Source organism: Rothia mucilaginosa, assembly GCF_901875305.1.
Classification (GTDB): domain Bacteria; phylum Actinomycetota; class Actinomycetes; order Actinomycetales; family Micrococcaceae; genus Rothia.
Map to the genome: position 1 here is coordinate 16862 of NZ_CABFLY010000005.1, position 16856 is coordinate 33717.

Sequence of the window (16856 nt, forward strand, 5' to 3'; positions counted from 1 at the left end):
GAAGAGAAGAACCATGTCGCACCCCCATGCAGCACAGGGTGGCCACGGTCACGGCGGCTACACCCACCCCGGTCAGGGTTACGGTGGCGCGCCCAAGGGCTACGCTGTTCAGCACTCCGCAGCCGACGAGAACCGTCGCGGCCGTGAAGAGGGCGAAACCCTGCACTACGCCCTGTACACCGTGTTCGCACGCTCCGGCGCACGCCCGGCAGAGGCTAACACCGACGAGGCTCGCGCCGAGTTCGAGCAGGTTGTGGAGCAGCTGGCCGCCGAGGGCGTGACTCTGCGCGGCATCTACGACGTCTCCGCGATGCGCGACAACGCCGACATCATGATTTGGACCCACGGCCAGAACCCCGAGAAGCTGCAGGCCGCCGTACGCAAGATTCGCCGCACCGCACTGTTCTCCGGCACCACCATCGTCTGGTCCACCATGGGTGTTCACCGCGAGGCCGAGTTCACCCGCAACCACGCACCCGCCTACGTACGCGGCAAGGCCCCCGAGGCGTGGGTCTGCGTGTACCCCTTCGTGCGCTCCTACGACTGGTACTACATGAACCCCGAGCGTCGCGCCGAGATGCTGAAGAACCACGGCATGAAGGCCATCGACTTCCCGCAGGTTCTGGCCAACACCGTCGCATCGTTCGGCCTGAACGACTACGAGTGGGTCCTGGCTCTCGAAGCACCTGTGCTGGTTGACCTGGTCGACCTGATGCGCCACTTCCGCAACACCGAGGCTCGCCTGCACGTTCGTGAAGACACCCCCTTCTACACCGGTCGTCGCATCGGTGCCGACGAAGTAGCCGAGGTTCTGGCGTGAGCCAACAGCCTCACGGCGCTACCCGCGGATGCGGTTGCTCCCACCCCGGTTCGTCTAGCGCGGTAGAGGCCGCCGCCGAGAACACCTCGGCAGTGTCCTCCGCCGCGTCCGTGGCCGGGGTGGCGGCGCGTCCCGCGCGTTTCGCCCCCGCACACACAAACCCCTCGGGCGAGGGTGTTCTGAACGGTTCCCTCCTGCCCGATGACGTCATCCCTAATCGCACCGACCCCGCTAACACGGCCTCCAACGGCCCGGCGCGGCTGACCGAGCAGACCCTGGGGGAGTACCGCAGCGAGCGGACCATCATCCGCGTTCGCGCCGAGGAACCCCGCCCCTACGACCTGGTGATTCTCTCCTCCTTCGGCGGCCCCGAGGGCCAGGAGGACGTCATCCCCTTCCTTCGCAACGTGACCGCCGGCCGCGGTATCCCGGATGAGCGCCTCGAAGAGGTCGCCACCCACTACCGCGCCAACGGCGGCGTCTCGCCCATTAACGGGCAGAACCGCGCCCTGCTTGCCGCCCTGCAGCAGGCGCTGGCCGAGCGCGGCCCGCACATCCCAATCACCTGGGCGAACCGCAACTGGAAGCCCTACGTGAAGGACGTGCTCGCCGAAGCCTACGAGAACGGTCACCGTAACGTGCTCGTGCTGGCCACCAGCGCCTACCCGGGCTATTCGAGCTGCCGCCAGTACCGTGAGGACTACGGCATTGCATTGCAGCATCTGGGCCTGGAGGGCTGCATGCACGTGGGCAAGATCCGCCAGTTCTTCGACGTGCCCGGCTTCGCCCGCGCCTTCGCCGACGGTCTGAAGGACGGCCTCGCCACGGTGCGCGAACAGCTTGCCGCACGCGATAGCGGTTCGCTCAACCCACGCCTGCGCATCATGTTCTGCACCCACTCGGTGCCGACCTCCGCGGCGAATGAGGCAGGCCCGCGCGGTGTGAACTACGAGGGCGGTTCCGCCTACGTGGAGAAGCACCTGCAGGTAGCCCGTGCCGTGCTTTCGCTCGTGCGTGATGAGGCTCCGCAGCTTCTGCAGAACGTCGAATGGGAGTTGGTGTACCAGTCCCGTTCCGGCCCGCCGTCCATGCCGTGGCTGGAACCGGACGTCAACGACGCCCTGGAGGCGCTACCCACCCCCGCCAACCCGGCGGAGGACGGCGAAGCCCCCGTGGAAGGCGTCGTGCTGGTGCCCCTCGGCTTCGTCTCCGACCACATGGAAGTCAAGTGGGATCTGGACACCGAGGCACTGGATACCTGCGAGCGCCTGGGCGTGGTTGCCGTGCGCACCCCCACCCCCGGCACGCATCCGGCGTACGTGGAGTCTCTGCGCCGCCTCATCGAGGAGCGCGTGGAGAACGGCGTTCCCGCCGATTTGCGCCCCGAACGTGAGAGCGTGTGCGCCCCGAGCGCAAGCGGCCAGTACGGCTGGTTCGACGAGTGCGAGCCGGGCTGCTGCAAGCCTGGCCGTGGCGCGGAGAAGCCCGTCGTCGCCGAATATTGCACCGGATGCACCAACCGGTCCGAGGAAGACTAGAGCAGGAGAGAAATGAGCCACAGCGAGTACATTCTGGGCACCCGAGGCTCCGCGCTCGCGCTCACCCAGAGTCGTCTGGCGGCCGAATCCGTCACCGAGCTCTACGCCGAGCATCAGCGTCACCTGGGCGTTGATCCCGCCGAAAACGTGAGCTTTGAGCTACGCACCGTCAAGACCGAAGGCGACGTGCTCACCGGCCCGCTGGCCACCCTGGGCGGCACCGGCGTATTTGCCGCCGCCCTGCGCCAGCGTCTGCTGGACGGTGCCGACGCCCCCGCCGAGCAGCGCGTGGACATGGCCGTTCATTCCCTGAAGGACCTGCCCTCCGCGCCCTGCCCCGGCCTGGTCGTCGCCGCAACCCTCAAGCGTGAGGACCCGCGCGATGCCCTCGTAGCCCGTGACGGCCTGACTGTCGACACCTTGCCGGAGGGCTCCCGCGTGGGCACCGGCTCGCCGCGCCGCGCCGCCCAGCTGCGCGCCCTGCGACCCGACCTTGAGATTGTGGATATCCGCGGTAACGTGGGCACCCGCATCGGCCGCGTGAAGGGCCTCGAGGAGCATTCCGGCAAGCAGGTCGTCCTCCGTCAGAACGCCGAGACCGATGAGCACGCCGACCGCGGCGTGGGCACCGAACGCCTGGGCGACTGCGACGCCGTGGTGCTGGCCGTCTCGGGCCTCAAGCGCCTGGGCAAGGAACACCTGATTACCGAGTACCTGGACCCCAGCCGCATGCTACCGGCCCCCGGCCAGGGAGCCCTGGCCCTGGAGGTGCGCGAGAGCGAGTTCGGCAACCCCGACCCCGCCGTGCTCGACGACGCCGAGCTGGCCCGGCCGACCCGTTCCCTGGGCCGCGCGCTGATTGCCTCGAACCACTACGAGACGCGCCTGGCTGTCAGCGCCGAGCGCGCCCTGCTACGCCGCCTGGAGGCCGGATGCGCCGCCCCCATCGGCGCCTTCGCCGAAATCGTTGAGGGTGACCTGGTGCTCAGTGCCGTGGTGGCCTCCCCGGACGGCACCGACCTGCTGCGTCATACCTCCGCGACCTCCGAGTTGGATGTGCCCGGCGCCGAGCGTCTGGGCGTGCGCGTGGCCGAGGACCTGTTGCAGATGGGTGCCGCCGCCCTGGCTGGCCTGGACGTCAAATAACCATGAACGAGGAGCAACGCCCCGCCGAACGGGGGGCCACGGTTATGCTGACCCGCTCGGCGGCTCAGGGCGCGGCCTTTGCGCGCGCCCTCGCTGAGGAATGTGCGCAGAACAGCGTGGGGGAGTGCCGGGTACTCTTCGCACCGCTACAGCAGGCACGCACCGTGCCCTCCACCGAGGAGTTACGCGGTATTCTCGCGCTCCTGGAGTCCGGATCTTACGCCTGGGTGAGCTTCACGAGCGCCAACACCGTGCGCGCCTGCGCCGAGCTCTGGGGCGAGGACTTCGCCCGCGCGGTTCACGCCGGGGGAGTGCGCATCGCCTGCGTGGGTGCGGCGACCGCCCGCGCCGTGTGCGCCCAGCTCGGACTGGATGCGGATTTTCAGCCGAGCGTTCAGAGCGCCGCCGGCATGCTGGCCGAGTTCGAAGGGCCTGCGGCCTGTCCCGTCTCAACCGATTCAGTCGCAACCGAACCCGCCGCCGTGCTGGTTCTGGAGGGCTCTAACGCCCGCCCGACCCTACGCGAAGGCCTCAAAAACCTGGGCTGGTCGGTGACCTCGCGTGTGCTCTACGACATGGTTCCCGCCGAGCAGGTGGAGCCCGGCGAGCTGAGCCTTGCCGCCGCCCGCGCACTCGTGCAGGGGAACGCCGTAGATGCCCCCGACCCGGAAACCCCCGCGCCGGATGTGCTGGTGGTGACCGCCCCCTCCCGCCTGCACGCCCTACTCGACGGCGCACCCGTGATAGCACCCGAAGCCGTGCCGCCGGTGGTGGCGATTGGGGCGAGTACCGCCTCCGCATGCCGCGCCCTGAACCTGCGCTACGTGCAGGCGGATTCGCCCTCCCCGCAGGATTTGGCGCGCGCCGCCGCAGTATCCCTCATCTAGGCGCCCCACAGCTAAGACCACATTTCTATCGAAGTTTTCAGGAGAGATCATGAACCTCACCCGCCGTCCCCGCCGCCTGCGCACCACCGCAGCCATGCGCTCCCTTGTCGCTGAGACCACCCTGCGCCCCTCGCAGCTGATTCAGGTGTTCTTCGTTCGCGACGGCATCACCGAGCCGCAGCCGATTCGTTCGATGCCCGGCCAGTATCAGCACACCCTGGAGAGCATCATCCCCGCCGTGCGCGAGGCCTACGAGGCGGGCATCCGCTGCATCGACCTGTTCGGTATTCCCCTCGACGAGGATAAGGACGAGATTGGTTCGACCGCCTGGGATCCGCAGGGCATTCTGAACTGCGCGATTGCCGTGTGCCGCGAGGAGTTCGGCGACGACCTGGTGGTCATGGCCGACACCTGCCTGGACGAGTTCACGAGCCACGGCCACTGCGGTGTGCTGGTCGATGACGGCCACGGCACGCTTGTGGTGGATAACGACCAGACCGTGGAGCTGTACTGCAAGATGGCGGTTTCACAGGCTCGCGCGGGTGCGCACACCGTTTCGCCCTCGGGCATGATGGACGGCCAGATTGCGGCCATGCGCGCAGCCCTGGACGAGGCCGGTTTCGAGGACGTGTCGATTATGGCCTACTCGGCAAAGTACGCTTCGGCGTTCTTCGGCCCGTTCCGCGACGCGGTGGAGTCGACGTTCAAGGGCGACCGCAAGACCTACCAGCAGGACCCGGCCAACCGCCGCGAGTCGCTGCTGGAGGTGCGCGCTGACCTGGAGGAGGGCGCGGACATGGTCATGGTGAAGCCTGCCGGTAGCTACCTGGATATCGTGCGCGAGGTGGCGGAGTTTTCGCCGGTGCCGGTTGCGGCGTACCAGGTGTCGGGCGAGTACGCGATGATTGAGGCGGCTGCGGCGAACGGCTGGATTAACCGTAAGGCCGTGGTACTGGAGTCGCTGCGTTCGATTCACCGCGCCGGTGCGGACGTTATCCTGACCTACTACGGTACGGAGGCGGCAGGCTGGCTCCGCGAGCTGGACGCCTAACCCCTCCGCATACAAGACTATAAACTGGTTTATTGTAATTATTAAGTATTATGATTGTGGGTCTTCCTAAATATTCTAGGGAGACCCACAATCATTTATCTACATCGTAGTATGATGTATTTGAGATAATTATTTTATTGGGTAATTTATTTTTAGGTAGTTATACTTTCTACTCCTGCGGAGCCCATAAGTAGCAACCATTGAATTTGTAGGGTGATTTGAATCTCTCTGTTTCAGGGGGGTAGTTTTCGATAAAGGAATCATAAAATGTATCGTACCTAGGCCTCGAGAAGTAACTTATGTTGATATAGTATCTTCCATCTTTGAGGTTGCAATCGATATGCCCGTCTTCGACTTGAATTATTTGTTTATATCCTGTAAGTGGTATATCTTTCTTGATATTCGCAATGATTTCATCCATTAGAATCTTATTTCCTGAGATGTTTTTTGGAAATGAAAGAAACCAAAGGGCTTCGTTATGAATAAAATCCTTGTCTTCAAGAATTACTTCTTGATTTTTTTGCAGGGAATCTTCATTGCTTGCTACGACCCACTCCAGGGCGCTTCCCATAAGGAGCTTATTAATCTCTTCTGTAACGGATACCTCACCTTTACCCTTGGGGCATGAGTCGCAGTCAATGTACCGGATTGGGATATACCCCTGTCGCCCTGAAGGTGTATCTTTGTATATTGCGGTTGGGATGATTTGTCGAGGGGTCATTTTTACCGCAATGTTATTGCTTAAAGGAACTAGATATGAAGGGGGATTGATTTCGCAGCGTTTGTCATTCTTGTAGTACTCTCCATACCACTCTGTTTCTTTTTCCCAAGTGTAATCCTTGCGGAACATATCTTCGGAAGCTCTTAGATATGCCATGCCTAGGTCTGGGAGGATGAAACTGGATTTAGAAGTGTATAGAACATCGATTGAATATAGGGAGAAAACCCTTCGGCATTCAAGTCGAATTGTTGTTCTAAGCATGGCAACTAAATCTTTTGCGGATTGTTTAAAATTTCCTTCATCTTCCTGGCTTGGAGACAACAAGGCTTCAAAACGATTCTCATAGTTCTGTCTAAACCCTGGACTGCGAACCCACAAGTCTGCCACATATGGGATAAGAACTTTTTCCCATAAATTAATGGAAAGCGGTTTCTTTTGAGTGAAAATCTCCAAGAGTTTAGGTAAGCTACCTTCATACTCGTCCCACAAATCATCGACAGCGCGACCGAAGGATGAGTCATACTCTCCCTTCACATATCCAATAGTTTCTGCCCTTTGGCGGTGGGGGGAAGTCATTCCTTCTCTGCGTAGATAGTACACTTTTCTTTTTCGAGGGGAACCATCCTGGCTATCTGAGAAAGAACCAATGATAGAGGCGGGTACAGTGTGGTCTTTTAAGTTAGTATTCTTAGTCATAAATTCTCTCCTATGAGAATCATTGTAATGAGAACTTTCATCTCTTAGTCTATCACGTATACATAAAAATCTAGTCAAGGATGATGAACCAACGTGGGAATTCATATGTGATGTGCTGTATATATCCGGTTCTCTAGAGGATTCTTTGCTATTTTTTGGGTTCTTCGCTGACTGGCTTGTACCCGAGGGAGGTGCACACGATGTTGCCGTTGGTGAAGTATTCCGCGAGCTTCTCACGGTCGGCGGGGGAGCGCAGGTCCGCCCCGCGTTCCTGCTCCAGGTAGAACGCAACCTGGGAGGTTAGGCAGACGACGCGCTCATCGTGCACCGCCACAATGTGCCTGCGCAGCCACGGCATGCGCTGAGCGAGGTTCGGCGGGATTCTGGACGGCACCTTGATTTCTATCTGCCATTGCGACGGCTCGTAGAAGGTCGGCTTGATCTGTTCGGGGTTCTTCGGGAAGACGCAGAACTCCTCAATATCGGGGTATCTGTACTTCTTCGCGGGCAGGAAAAGCCGCCCAACGTAGAACGAATCGGGGTCGAACAGCAGGTACCGCCTCCTGCAGTACCACCGAGTCGCAAAGGTTATCGCGGCGACAATCCCCAACATGATGGACGCGTCGCGGCGGGACATCGGACGGACACCCAGAATGGTCCAGCCAATGAGCGCGTAGAAGAAAACGCAGAAGGCTAGGAACAGCACAAAGTGGGTTTCAAAATAGAACTGGTTTCTTTTCCAGACTCGTCTGGCTCGGGGAGGAACGTCCTCCAGCGTTGCTGAAGCGTTGAGCTTCATGAGTTGTCCTCTCTACGGGGTATCGGTGATGGTGCGTCTACGGTGCTCAGAAGCCACATGTGTTTCGAAAAGCCACGTCTTTGGTGGCTTCTCGAAACACATGTGGCTTCTCGCGGTATAGGAACGGTATAAGAACGGTAGAAGAGCAGTCCGCTTACTTGTACTGCGTCTTCTGGAAGGATGCGCGGCGCGCTGCCTCCTCCGCGTGCTTCCCGGCGGGAATGTAACCCAGGGTCGTACAAATTGCGCGGCCATCCAGGAAGTACCGGGCCAGCTTCTCGCGGTCGGCGGGGGAGTCGAGCCGAGCCCAGTCCCCCTGCTCCAACTTGAACGCGAGCTGCGCAATCAGGCAGTCAATATTCGGGTCGTTCAGCGGGAAGGTGCGCTTGCTGCCGTTGGGGAGCATCACCTCCACCTTCCACTGCGCGGGATCCTTCGTATCCGTCTTAATTGCGTCCGGGTTGTTCGGGAGCACCCGGAACGCCCTGAGCGTCGAGTACTCGCGGGTCTTCGCCGGCAACAACACGCGGCCGGTCACGAAGGAATCGGGGTTGAACAGAATATAGCTGCGCACCTGTACCCACCCGGTCAGGAGTGCGAGCACCGCACCGATTCCCAGGAGCATCGAGGCGTGGCCAACGTAGGGGAGGTCGAAATCCTCCACCTCCAGCCCCGAAAGCGAGTACAGGAAGTACAGCAGAGACAGCGCCGCCAGGATCTGCAGAACCCAGAACCCGACGCGGTCCAGGTGAACCGGGCCGATACCGGGAACCGCACCCTTCACACGGAACGGTGCACTCAGCCGACCCAGGGTCGCAGAGTAGATGCGGGGCATGCCCAGCGTGCGCTCATCGGCGCTGAAGCCGCGGGCCGTACGCCAGCTGCGGCGGCCCCAACGGGCGCCCGCATACACCATGAGGAACGGCAGGGCCAGCGCCGGTAGCAGGATACCGTCGTAGGCCATGTCCCAGTACAGCGTAAAGGTGGACACCATCACCATCCACGCCCACAGGTACATCAGCACGTGCACCCAGCCGCCCACGATGCCACTACCGGAGATGCTCTCCAGCTGCTTCTTCGCCCGCTTCGTCACCCAGCCCTTCTGGGACGAGGAGAGCGGCAAACCATTCCTGGCCATATCCTCAACGCGAATCTTCGCGCCCTCAACGGGATCTCCCTTGACCGCCACGAAAAGCTCCTGCGCCTTGGCGGCGGGAATATTCACCGGGTAGGCGATATCCACCAGCAAGCAGGCGAAGGTGTACGCCATGAAGGCAATCAGCCAGACGTCACGCACCGGCTCCAGGGGAATTCCCAGTGCAGACAAATCCATGGGTTTCTCCTCTCGCTGTTCGCCCGCGTCTAGGCGGATGCGGCCGCAGCGGCCGCGGCAGGCAGGGCCGAGATGATGCGGTCCATCGCCTCATCGTCGTGGGCGGCAGAGACGAACCAGGCCTCGAACGCGCTCGGCGGCAGGTACACGCCGGACTCCAGCATCGAGTGGAAGAACGCGGTGTAGCGGTCGGTGGCCGAAGCCTTGACGTCCGCGTAGTTGTGCACGCCCTTCTCGGAAGTGCCGAAGGCCACCGAGAAGAGGTTACCGGCGTTCTGGATGGAGTGATCCACACCCGCGGCGGTGAACGCCTCGGTCAGAGCCTGACGCAGCTGGGCGCTGCGGGCATCCAGGGTCTTGTAGACCTGCTCGTCGGCCAGGGTCAGGGTCTTGATGCCTGCGGCCACCGACAGCGGGTTACCCGAGAGGGTACCGGCCTGGTAGACCGGGCCGACCGGGGCCAGGTACTCCATGATGCGGCGCTTACCGGCCAGGGCCGCGATGGGCATGCCACCACCGATAACCTTGCCGAAGGTGAAAATATCGGGAACCCAGCCGCCGTCCTCGGGGGCAGCGTAACCCCAGTAACCGGCCGAGGAGACACGGAAACCGGTCAGCACCTCGTCAAAAATGACGAGCGCGCCGTTGGCGTGGGCAATCTCGTGCAGGCCGCGGTTGAAGCCGGGCTCGGGGGCGACCACGCCCATGTTGCAGGGGGCCGCCTCGGTAATGACGGCGGCAATCTGACCCTCGTGGGTTTCGAAGGCCTCGCGCACGGCGTCCAGGTCGTTGTAGGGCAGCACGATGGTCTCGGCGGCGGTTGCGGCAGTCACGCCAGCAGAACCGGGCAACGCCAAAGTAGCCACACCCGAACCAGCCTCGGAGAGCAGCGCATCCACGTGACCGTGGTAGCAGCCGGCAAACTTAATGATCTTGTCGCGGCCGGTCACACCGCGCGCCAGACGAATCGCAGTCATGGTCGCCTCGGTACCCGTGGACACCATGCGCACCTGCTCAATTGCGCCGGGAATCACCGCGTTAATACGGTTGACCACCAGCTCAGCCTCCGGCGCGCTCGCCGCACCGAAGGACAGGCCGCGTGCGGCGGCCTGCTGGACGGCCTCCACGACCTGCGGGTGCACGTGGCCCAGAATCGACGGGCCCCAGGAGCAGACCAGGTCAACGTACTCGTTGCCGTCCGCGTCGTATAGGTAGGGGCCCTTAGCCTTCGCGGCGAAGGCGGGGGTGCCGCCCACGGAGTTGAAGGCGCGCACCGGGGAGTTCACGCCGCCGGGAATCACCGCGCGGGAACGCTCGAATAGCTTCTCGCTGGCTTCGTGGTGTAGCGGGTGGGTGGGGGAGGGAGTCATCGTATCGGTGCCTTTCAAACGAGACGGCAAACTAAAGAATTACAGGGGACGATGCGCGATAAGGCGGCAGAGCCCGCGCGCCACTAACGTCCCGTACCCTAACCATCATAGGTGTTTCAGGTAAACCGTAGATGACAAGCATCTGAACGTACCGAAAGGTGACGACAAAACACGTCTGACGAGCGGGGCAATGGACGGGGAATGTAACGGGCCAGCGCATGGCCACACTAGCGCAGGTGCCGGTCGGTATCCAGACGGTTCAGCACCTGAGTGTCCTGATCAAACAGCCAGTTCTTATCAAAGAGCAGACGCACAAACGCCAGGCCCATACCCAACGCCATGAAAATCAGCAGGGACTGCACAAAACCGCTCGCCGCCGAATACATGTCGCCGCTAGCAAAATGCGACATCGAACGGTAGAACGGAACACCCGGGACCATCGTCACCACCGCCGGAACCGACAGAGAAATACGCGTGTACTTACGCTGGTGCAGCGGCGCCACAATCTCAGCCAAAATACCCACACCAAACACGGCAATCGTCGCCGCCATATGCGCGGGCATGCCCGCCTCCACCATATGAATACGGACGGGGTTCGCCACCGCAGCAATCACGCCACCCCACACACACGCCACCGGGGAAGCAGCAAAAAGCATCGCGAAGCCAGCCGCCGCAACACCCGAGGAAAGCACCTGCAGAACCAAATACAGGGTCGGGTCAAGGTTAAGAGGCGCAGGAGCCGTCAACGGCAGGTGGAACAGCGAACCCAAAACCCACACTGCAAACGACGCACTCAGCAACAACAAACCCACATAGGTTAGACGCGAAATACCCGCCAAAAAGTCCATGCGGGAAATATCGAGCATGCCCGTCACCATGGGGAAGCCCGGCACCAGAAACAGGATTGATGAGATAAAACCAACCATGTGGTGCGAGCTGACGAGACCAGTCGCAACCAGCAGGTGCACCAACGCAATATACAGGCCAGCCCCCAGGAAGCCGCACGCCATCCACGTTGCCAAATGGCTCACCCCGCGCTTGAGCAGGGTCGAACGCAAAAACTGGCCGGCACCGGCCGCAACGAACACGACCGAGCACTCCACCAGACCGCCACGGTTCAAAAATGCGAACCCGGCACAGGCCACAGCAGAAGCCCAGGACAGCATCCAGCGGGTGTAGAGCGGCTTAGCTGAGTCAATACGGTCCAGCTCGGCGTTCGCCTCCGCCGGGGTGATTTTTTCAGGAAGCTCAGAAATGAACTTGCCCAGCTGATCGATCTTGTGGGCGTTAATGCCCATGGTGCGCTGCTCGGCCACCTCGGTGCGGAAGTTACCGTCGGTGTACGAAGAGGTGGAAATCTCGGTGAAGGTCACCTGCGCGTGATGCTCCTTCAATCCCACAGCCTTCGCCAGGCGCGACATGGACGCCTTAATGCGGTACGCGCTCGCACCCGACTTCATCAGGATGCGGCCCAGGCGGAGCACCACCTGCGACTGCGCGACCAGGTGCTCGTGCGCGAGGCGGCTCGACCCGAGGTAGATGCTTCGGGTGTTCGTGTCGTAGTACTGTTCTGTGGAATCTGAGGGGTTGCTGGGCTGATGATCCATTAAAAACTCCGTGGCGCGCCGTCGTATGTGTAGTGGGGTTCGTGTACGTCCTTCACTAGGATAGGCGAGATACCACGGAGGTGGTAGCGGCGGGGCGCCCCTTACCGGCGGACGGGCCAGCGGCCGTCAATGACCTCGGATTCCTTGCCCGGCTGCGTGCGCAACCACGCCTGGAAGCTTGCCGCCTGCTCGGCCGCCCACTGCACCTGCTGTTCGTGCAGCTGGTGGGCGTCCACGTCGAGGACCTGCGGGAACTGTTCGGTGAGCTTGACGAGCAGGCGCTCTGCGGCCAGGGCATCATCGGCGGAGGTGTGCGCATTCTCTAGGGAGACACCGTACTCGGCGGCCAGCACCTCGAGGGTGCGCTTGCCGCGCTTGCGGGGAATTACGTGCTTGTGCAGAACGTACGGGTCAAGCACCGCGCCGGGCGGCAGCTCACCGTTTGCGATGCCGTAGCGCAGCATCTCGTGGTGGAGCACCGAGAAGTCATAGGCGGCGTTGAACGCGATGATGGGCACGCCGTCGAGGTTGAGCGCGCCGATTGCGCCGGCAAGCTCCCACACGACCTCGCGGGCGGGGCGGCCGTGCTCGCGGGCGTACTCGGTGGTGATGCCGTGCACGGCGGCGGCACCGGCGGGGATTTCAACGCCGGGGTCAGCCAGCCACTCGCCGCGGCGCACCACATTACCCTGAGGGTCCAGCAGGATCAGGGAAGCAGTCACGATGCGGGCGGTGGTGACGTCCACACCGGTGGTCTCAAGGTCAAAGGTGGCGCGCAGGCCGTTCATCCAGGTCATGCTATAAGACTAACCCAGCGGCGAAGAAGGCGCGCGCCGGTTCGTTACGCGCGCACGCGGTATAGATACGGATGCGGGAGGGAACGAACCGCCACAGGGTCCTAGACAGGGAACAGGGAGGGGCGGGGAGAGAAGAGAACACCCAAAGTCGGCCCCGAATGACGGGCGGCGGGGCGGACCCGCCGCCCACCCGATAGACTGAAGCCATGACAACTCAACTGCTCACCGGCATCCCCGGCACAGGCAAGACCCATCACCTCACCCAACGCGCCCTGCGCTACCTCACCGACGGGCTCGACCCCGCCCGCCTGCTCATCCTCGCACCCACCCGCACCGCCGCGACCCGCATGCGAGACGCCATCGCCGCCGCCAGCGACCGCAGCCTCTCCGTAGCACCCACCCGCGCCTGGGCAGCCTACGCCTTCGACCTGCTCAAACGCGCCCAAACCCGCGGGCTCCTCACCGGCGTCGAAGGCAACCTCAAACTCCTCTCCGGCCCCGAACAAGACGTCATCATCGGCGAACTACTCGCCAACCACGCCGCCGGCATCGCCCCCGGCCCCGCCTGGCCCGACACCCTCCGCGAAGCCCTACCCACCCGCGGCTTCCGCCACGAAATCCGCGACTTCTTCGACCGCATGGCAGAATACGACCTCACCGCCGAAGACGTCCAAGCCCTCGCCCGCGACTACAACCGACCCATCTGGGCCGCCCTCGCCCAACTACACACCGAATACCGCGCCGTGCGAGCCCTCCGCGCCAAAAACGCCTACGACCCGGCAGTACTCATCAACGACGCCTGCCGCCTGCTACTGCGCAACCCCGAATTCCTCGCCGAAGAACGCCGCCGCTACGACCTCATCCTCATCGACGACGTGCAGGAACTCAGCCCCTCCACCTACCGCCTGCTACGCCTCATCGCCGCCGAAGAGCCGCCCGCAGACGCCGCCGCACTGGCCGCAGAACACCCAGAGGTCTTCGCCGCCGCCCCCGAAGTCATCATGACCTACAGCGACGAAGCCGTCGTCCAAGGCTTCCGCGGCGCACGCCCCGACCTGGTGCGCACGCTACCCGAAAGCTTCCCGCACCTGGCCGAACGCACCCTAACCACCTCCTACCGTCTGCCCGCACTCATGATGCCGCTTGTGGCAGATATTCGCCGCCGCCTGCCGCGCTACAGCCGCTACGTGCCCGCCGCAGAGACGGACGGGCAGAAGACCCCCGCAACCTTCGGACGCATCAACACCACCCCCGCCGATGAAGCCCTCACTTGGGGCGCCGTGGACGAGCCGCTACTACACCTGGGCGCCGACGGCAAAATCCTCGACCCCGCGCATTACCGCACCGCACCCGCCGGCGTGTATAAGTATGCGCTCGCCAGCACTCAGGACGAGGCGAACCTGCTCGCCCAGCTGCTACTCGAAGACCGCATCTACGGCAACCGCCCCTACCGCGAGAGCGCCATCATCGTGCGCAACGGCGCGGACGTGGCGCGCATCCGCCGGGTGCTCTCGGCCAGCGGTATTCCCTCACGCACCTCCGCCGCCCTCGTGCCGGTGCGCGACGAACCCGCCGTGCGCCCCTTCCTCGACGCGCTCAGCCTGCTCGTCTACGCCCGCAAGCGCGGCGAGAAAGCCCTCAACCCCGCCGTCACCGGCGCAGGCTACGAGGCCCTGAGCCCCGACGAGGCCGAAGAAATCATGCGCAAGAGCCTCGACGACGTTATCGCCGAAGAAAACCGTTCCAACCCCCTCAACGGGGCGAACAGCGCCATCACCCTGCTCACCTCGCGGCTCGGCGGCGCATCCAGCATGGACGTGCGGCGACTCCGCCAGCAGCTACGATCCGTCGAACTGCAGACCGGCGGCCACCGCCCCAGCGACGACCTGCTCCTGGGCGCACTGCTCCACCCCGAAACCCTGCCCGCCGAGGGCGTGGGGCGCGCCGCGCACCGCATCGCCGCCGTGCTCTCCGCCGGACGTAAAGCACTCGCCCGCCCCGACTCCACCAGCACCGAAGTGCTCTGGGCACTCTGGGAAGCTAGCGGCCTCGAAAAAACCTGGGTCGCCCAGTCGCGCGGCGCGGGCCCCGAAGCCGACGCCGCCCACCGCAACCTCGACGCCATGATTGGCCTCTTTGAAGCCGCCAGCCGATTCGACGAGCAGATGCGCGGCGCCGGGGCCGAACAATTCCTCGACTTCATCGACGCGCAAGACCTACCCATGGACACCCTCGCCGCCCGCGGCGTACGCCAGGACGCGGTGGAAATCCTCACCCCCGCCCTGGCCGCAGGCCAATCCTGGCGCACCGTATATGTATGCGGCCTGCAAGAGGGCAGCTGGCCCAACACCACCGTACGCGGCTCCCTGCTGGGCACCGGCGACCTGATCGACATCTGCGACGCCAGGATGCGCCAGCCCGCCCCCGCTAACCCCGACGCACAGGCAGAAGGGCAGCAGGTGCCGCCCGCGCGCATCCGTAGCTACCCCGAGCGCGTGCGCGACACCCGCCACGACGAGCTGCGCATGTTCGCCGTTGCCGCGACCCGAGCCAGCACCCGCCTGGTGCTAACCGCCGTGCGCAACGAGGACGAAGCCCCCGGCGAGTTCTTCGACTTCGTGGTGCCCACCGACGCCGAGAACGAGTCGCCCGAGGTACCCATCACCCGCGTGCGCCGCCCCGCCACCCTGCGCTCGCTCGTGGCGGAGCTGCGCCGCACCCTCGTGGAGGATGCGCTCACCGCCATGAGCGCCGAGGACGCCGAGCTGAAGAACGCGGCCGGCTCGCCGCGACCCGAAGCCCACGCGCCCGACGCCCCCAACACCGCAGAGGATGCGCTGAACCCGGAAGCCGCCCTGAACCCCGAGGCTGCGGCCTTCCGCTTCGACGCCGCATCGCGCACCCTGGCCCGCCTGGCCCGCGTGCAGGCGCCCGGTGCATCCCCCGAGCAATGGTGGGGCCTGCTGCCGCTGTCGAGCACTGAACCGTTCTTCGCCCGCCCCGCCCACAACACGCCGGAAAACGACACCGACGGAAACGCCCCCGACGAGGGGCGACGCACCATTGCGCTCTCGCCCTCGCGCCTGGAAACCATCCACAACTCCCCGCTGGACTGGCTGGTATCCGCCGCCCGCGCCGAGGCCCAGACCGACCTGTCCCGCTCCCTCGGCACGCTCGTGCACGCCATCGCCGAGGAGTACCCGACCGGCACCCTCGAAGAGCTCCAAACCGCCCTCGACAAGCGCATTAGCTCCCTCGGCGTGCCCGCCCGAAGGGAGGACGAGAGCGAAGAAGAATACCGCGAACGCGTGCCCTGGGAAGCCTACGCCCTCTACGAGCGGGCCAAGCGCATGATTCTGCGCCTGAGCTACTACTACCGCCTGCACATGGGTGATGCCGGCTGGCAGAACCTCGGTGTTGAGGGCTCCTTCGCGGTGCGCGTGCCCGTACCCTTCGACCCGCGGGGAGAAGTTGGCGAGCTGGATGCCCTGCTCACCGGCCGCGTGGACCGCCTCGAAGGTACCGCCCCGGCCGAAGACGGCACCCACCGCTACGCCATTGTTGATCTGAAAACCGGCAAATCCAAGCCAGACGGTAAAACCATGCAAACCCACCCGCAGCTGGCCGCTTACCAAATCGCGGTGGAGGCCGGTGCGGGCGAACAACTGGAAGAGCGTTACCGTGCCGAAGCCGCCGCCCTAGAAGCAGGCGAACCGCTACCGGATGCCCGCCCGCAGGAGCTGGAGTACACCGGCTACACGGGTCGTTCCGGAGGCGCGGCGCTCGTGCAGCTGGGCGTCTCGGACGTGAACGATGACAGCAAGGCCCGCCTGCAGGTTCAGCCCGCGCTGGAGGATAACGACGAATGGGCCGTGGACCTGGTGCAACGTGCCGCCGAGCTTATCGCCGGCGCGCAGGTGCAGACCCGCCACCGCGAAGGCACCCACGGGCACGGGTGCCGTCTGCCCGAGCTCTGCCCGATATGCACCCGCGGCCGCCAGGTGACTCAGCCCTAACGCGGCGCGCACCCGACCGACCACTGACCGCGCACGCCGGTACCCCGGCACCGGTACGACACGAACCATTCACTC

Annotated in this window: 12 protein-coding genes; 6 read left to right on the plus strand and 6 right to left on the minus strand. The window is 63.8% G+C overall.

The window, feature by feature from the left end; translation table 11 throughout:
* Positions 1–13: 13 nt before the first annotated feature.
* From hemQ to hemB, 5 genes are all read left to right on the plus strand, one after another.
* A complete protein-coding gene (hemQ, locus tag JX292_RS06705) occupies positions 14–820 on the plus strand; it encodes a hydrogen peroxide-dependent heme synthase (RefSeq protein WP_204862833.1) in 807 nt (268 codons plus the stop codon).
* A 209-nt stretch (positions 821–1029) separates the two neighbouring features.
* Positions 1030–2358, plus strand: coding sequence for a ferrochelatase (locus tag JX292_RS06710; protein ID WP_430538714.1), 1329 nt, complete (start codon positions 1030–1032; stop codon positions 2356–2358).
* A 12-nt stretch (positions 2359–2370) separates the two neighbouring features.
* A complete protein-coding gene (locus tag JX292_RS06715) occupies positions 2371–3504 on the plus strand; it encodes a hydroxymethylbilane synthase (RefSeq protein WP_204862842.1) in 1134 nt (377 codons plus the stop codon).
* 2 nt (positions 3505–3506) lie between these two features.
* Positions 3507–4391, plus strand: coding sequence for a uroporphyrinogen-III synthase (locus JX292_RS06720; RefSeq protein ID WP_204862845.1), 885 nt, complete (start codon positions 3507–3509; stop codon positions 4389–4391).
* A gap of 49 nt (positions 4392–4440) precedes the next feature.
* A complete protein-coding gene (gene hemB / locus JX292_RS06725) occupies positions 4441–5442 on the plus strand; it encodes a porphobilinogen synthase (protein WP_204862847.1) in 1002 nt (333 codons plus the stop codon).
* A gap of 169 nt (positions 5443–5611) precedes the next feature.
* Here the strand turns inward: hemB and JX292_RS06730 are convergent, their stop codons facing one another.
* The 6 genes from JX292_RS06730 to JX292_RS06755 all read right to left on the minus strand — a co-directional run bounded on the left by JX292_RS06730 (position 5612) and on the right by JX292_RS06755 (position 12765).
* Positions 5612–6859 carry a DUF4238 domain-containing protein gene (locus JX292_RS06730; RefSeq protein WP_204862848.1) on the minus strand — a complete coding sequence of 416 codons (1248 nt, stop codon included), beginning with the start codon at positions 6857–6859 and terminating at the stop codon, positions 5612–5614.
* 148 nt (positions 6860–7007) lie between these two features.
* Positions 7008–7658, minus strand: coding sequence for a hypothetical protein (locus JX292_RS06735; RefSeq protein ID WP_239653679.1), 651 nt, complete (start codon positions 7656–7658; stop codon positions 7008–7010).
* A gap of 154 nt (positions 7659–7812) precedes the next feature.
* A complete protein-coding gene (locus tag JX292_RS06740) occupies positions 7813–8991 on the minus strand; it encodes a sugar dehydrogenase (RefSeq protein WP_204862853.1) in 1179 nt (392 codons plus the stop codon).
* A gap of 29 nt (positions 8992–9020) precedes the next feature.
* Positions 9021–10361 (minus strand): glutamate-1-semialdehyde 2,1-aminomutase, encoded by a 1341-nt coding sequence (hemL, locus tag JX292_RS06745; protein WP_204862859.1) that lies wholly within the window; start codon positions 10359–10361, stop codon positions 9021–9023.
* Between the two features lie 227 nt (positions 10362–10588).
* A complete protein-coding gene (locus tag JX292_RS06750) occupies positions 10589–11968 on the minus strand; it encodes a threonine/serine ThrE exporter family protein (RefSeq protein WP_204862861.1) in 1380 nt (459 codons plus the stop codon).
* A gap of 101 nt (positions 11969–12069) precedes the next feature.
* Complete coding sequence (locus tag JX292_RS06755; RefSeq protein WP_204862863.1) at positions 12070–12765, minus strand: 3'-5' exonuclease; 696 nt, start codon at positions 12763–12765, stop codon at positions 12070–12072.
* A gap of 206 nt (positions 12766–12971) precedes the next feature.
* On the opposite strand from JX292_RS06755, the gene JX292_RS06760 reads away from it, so the two are divergent.
* On the plus strand, positions 12972–16781 hold the full coding sequence (locus JX292_RS06760; RefSeq protein ID WP_204862865.1) for an ATP-dependent DNA helicase: 3810 nt from the start codon (positions 12972–12974) through the stop codon (positions 16779–16781).
* Positions 16782–16856 lie beyond the last annotated feature (75 nt).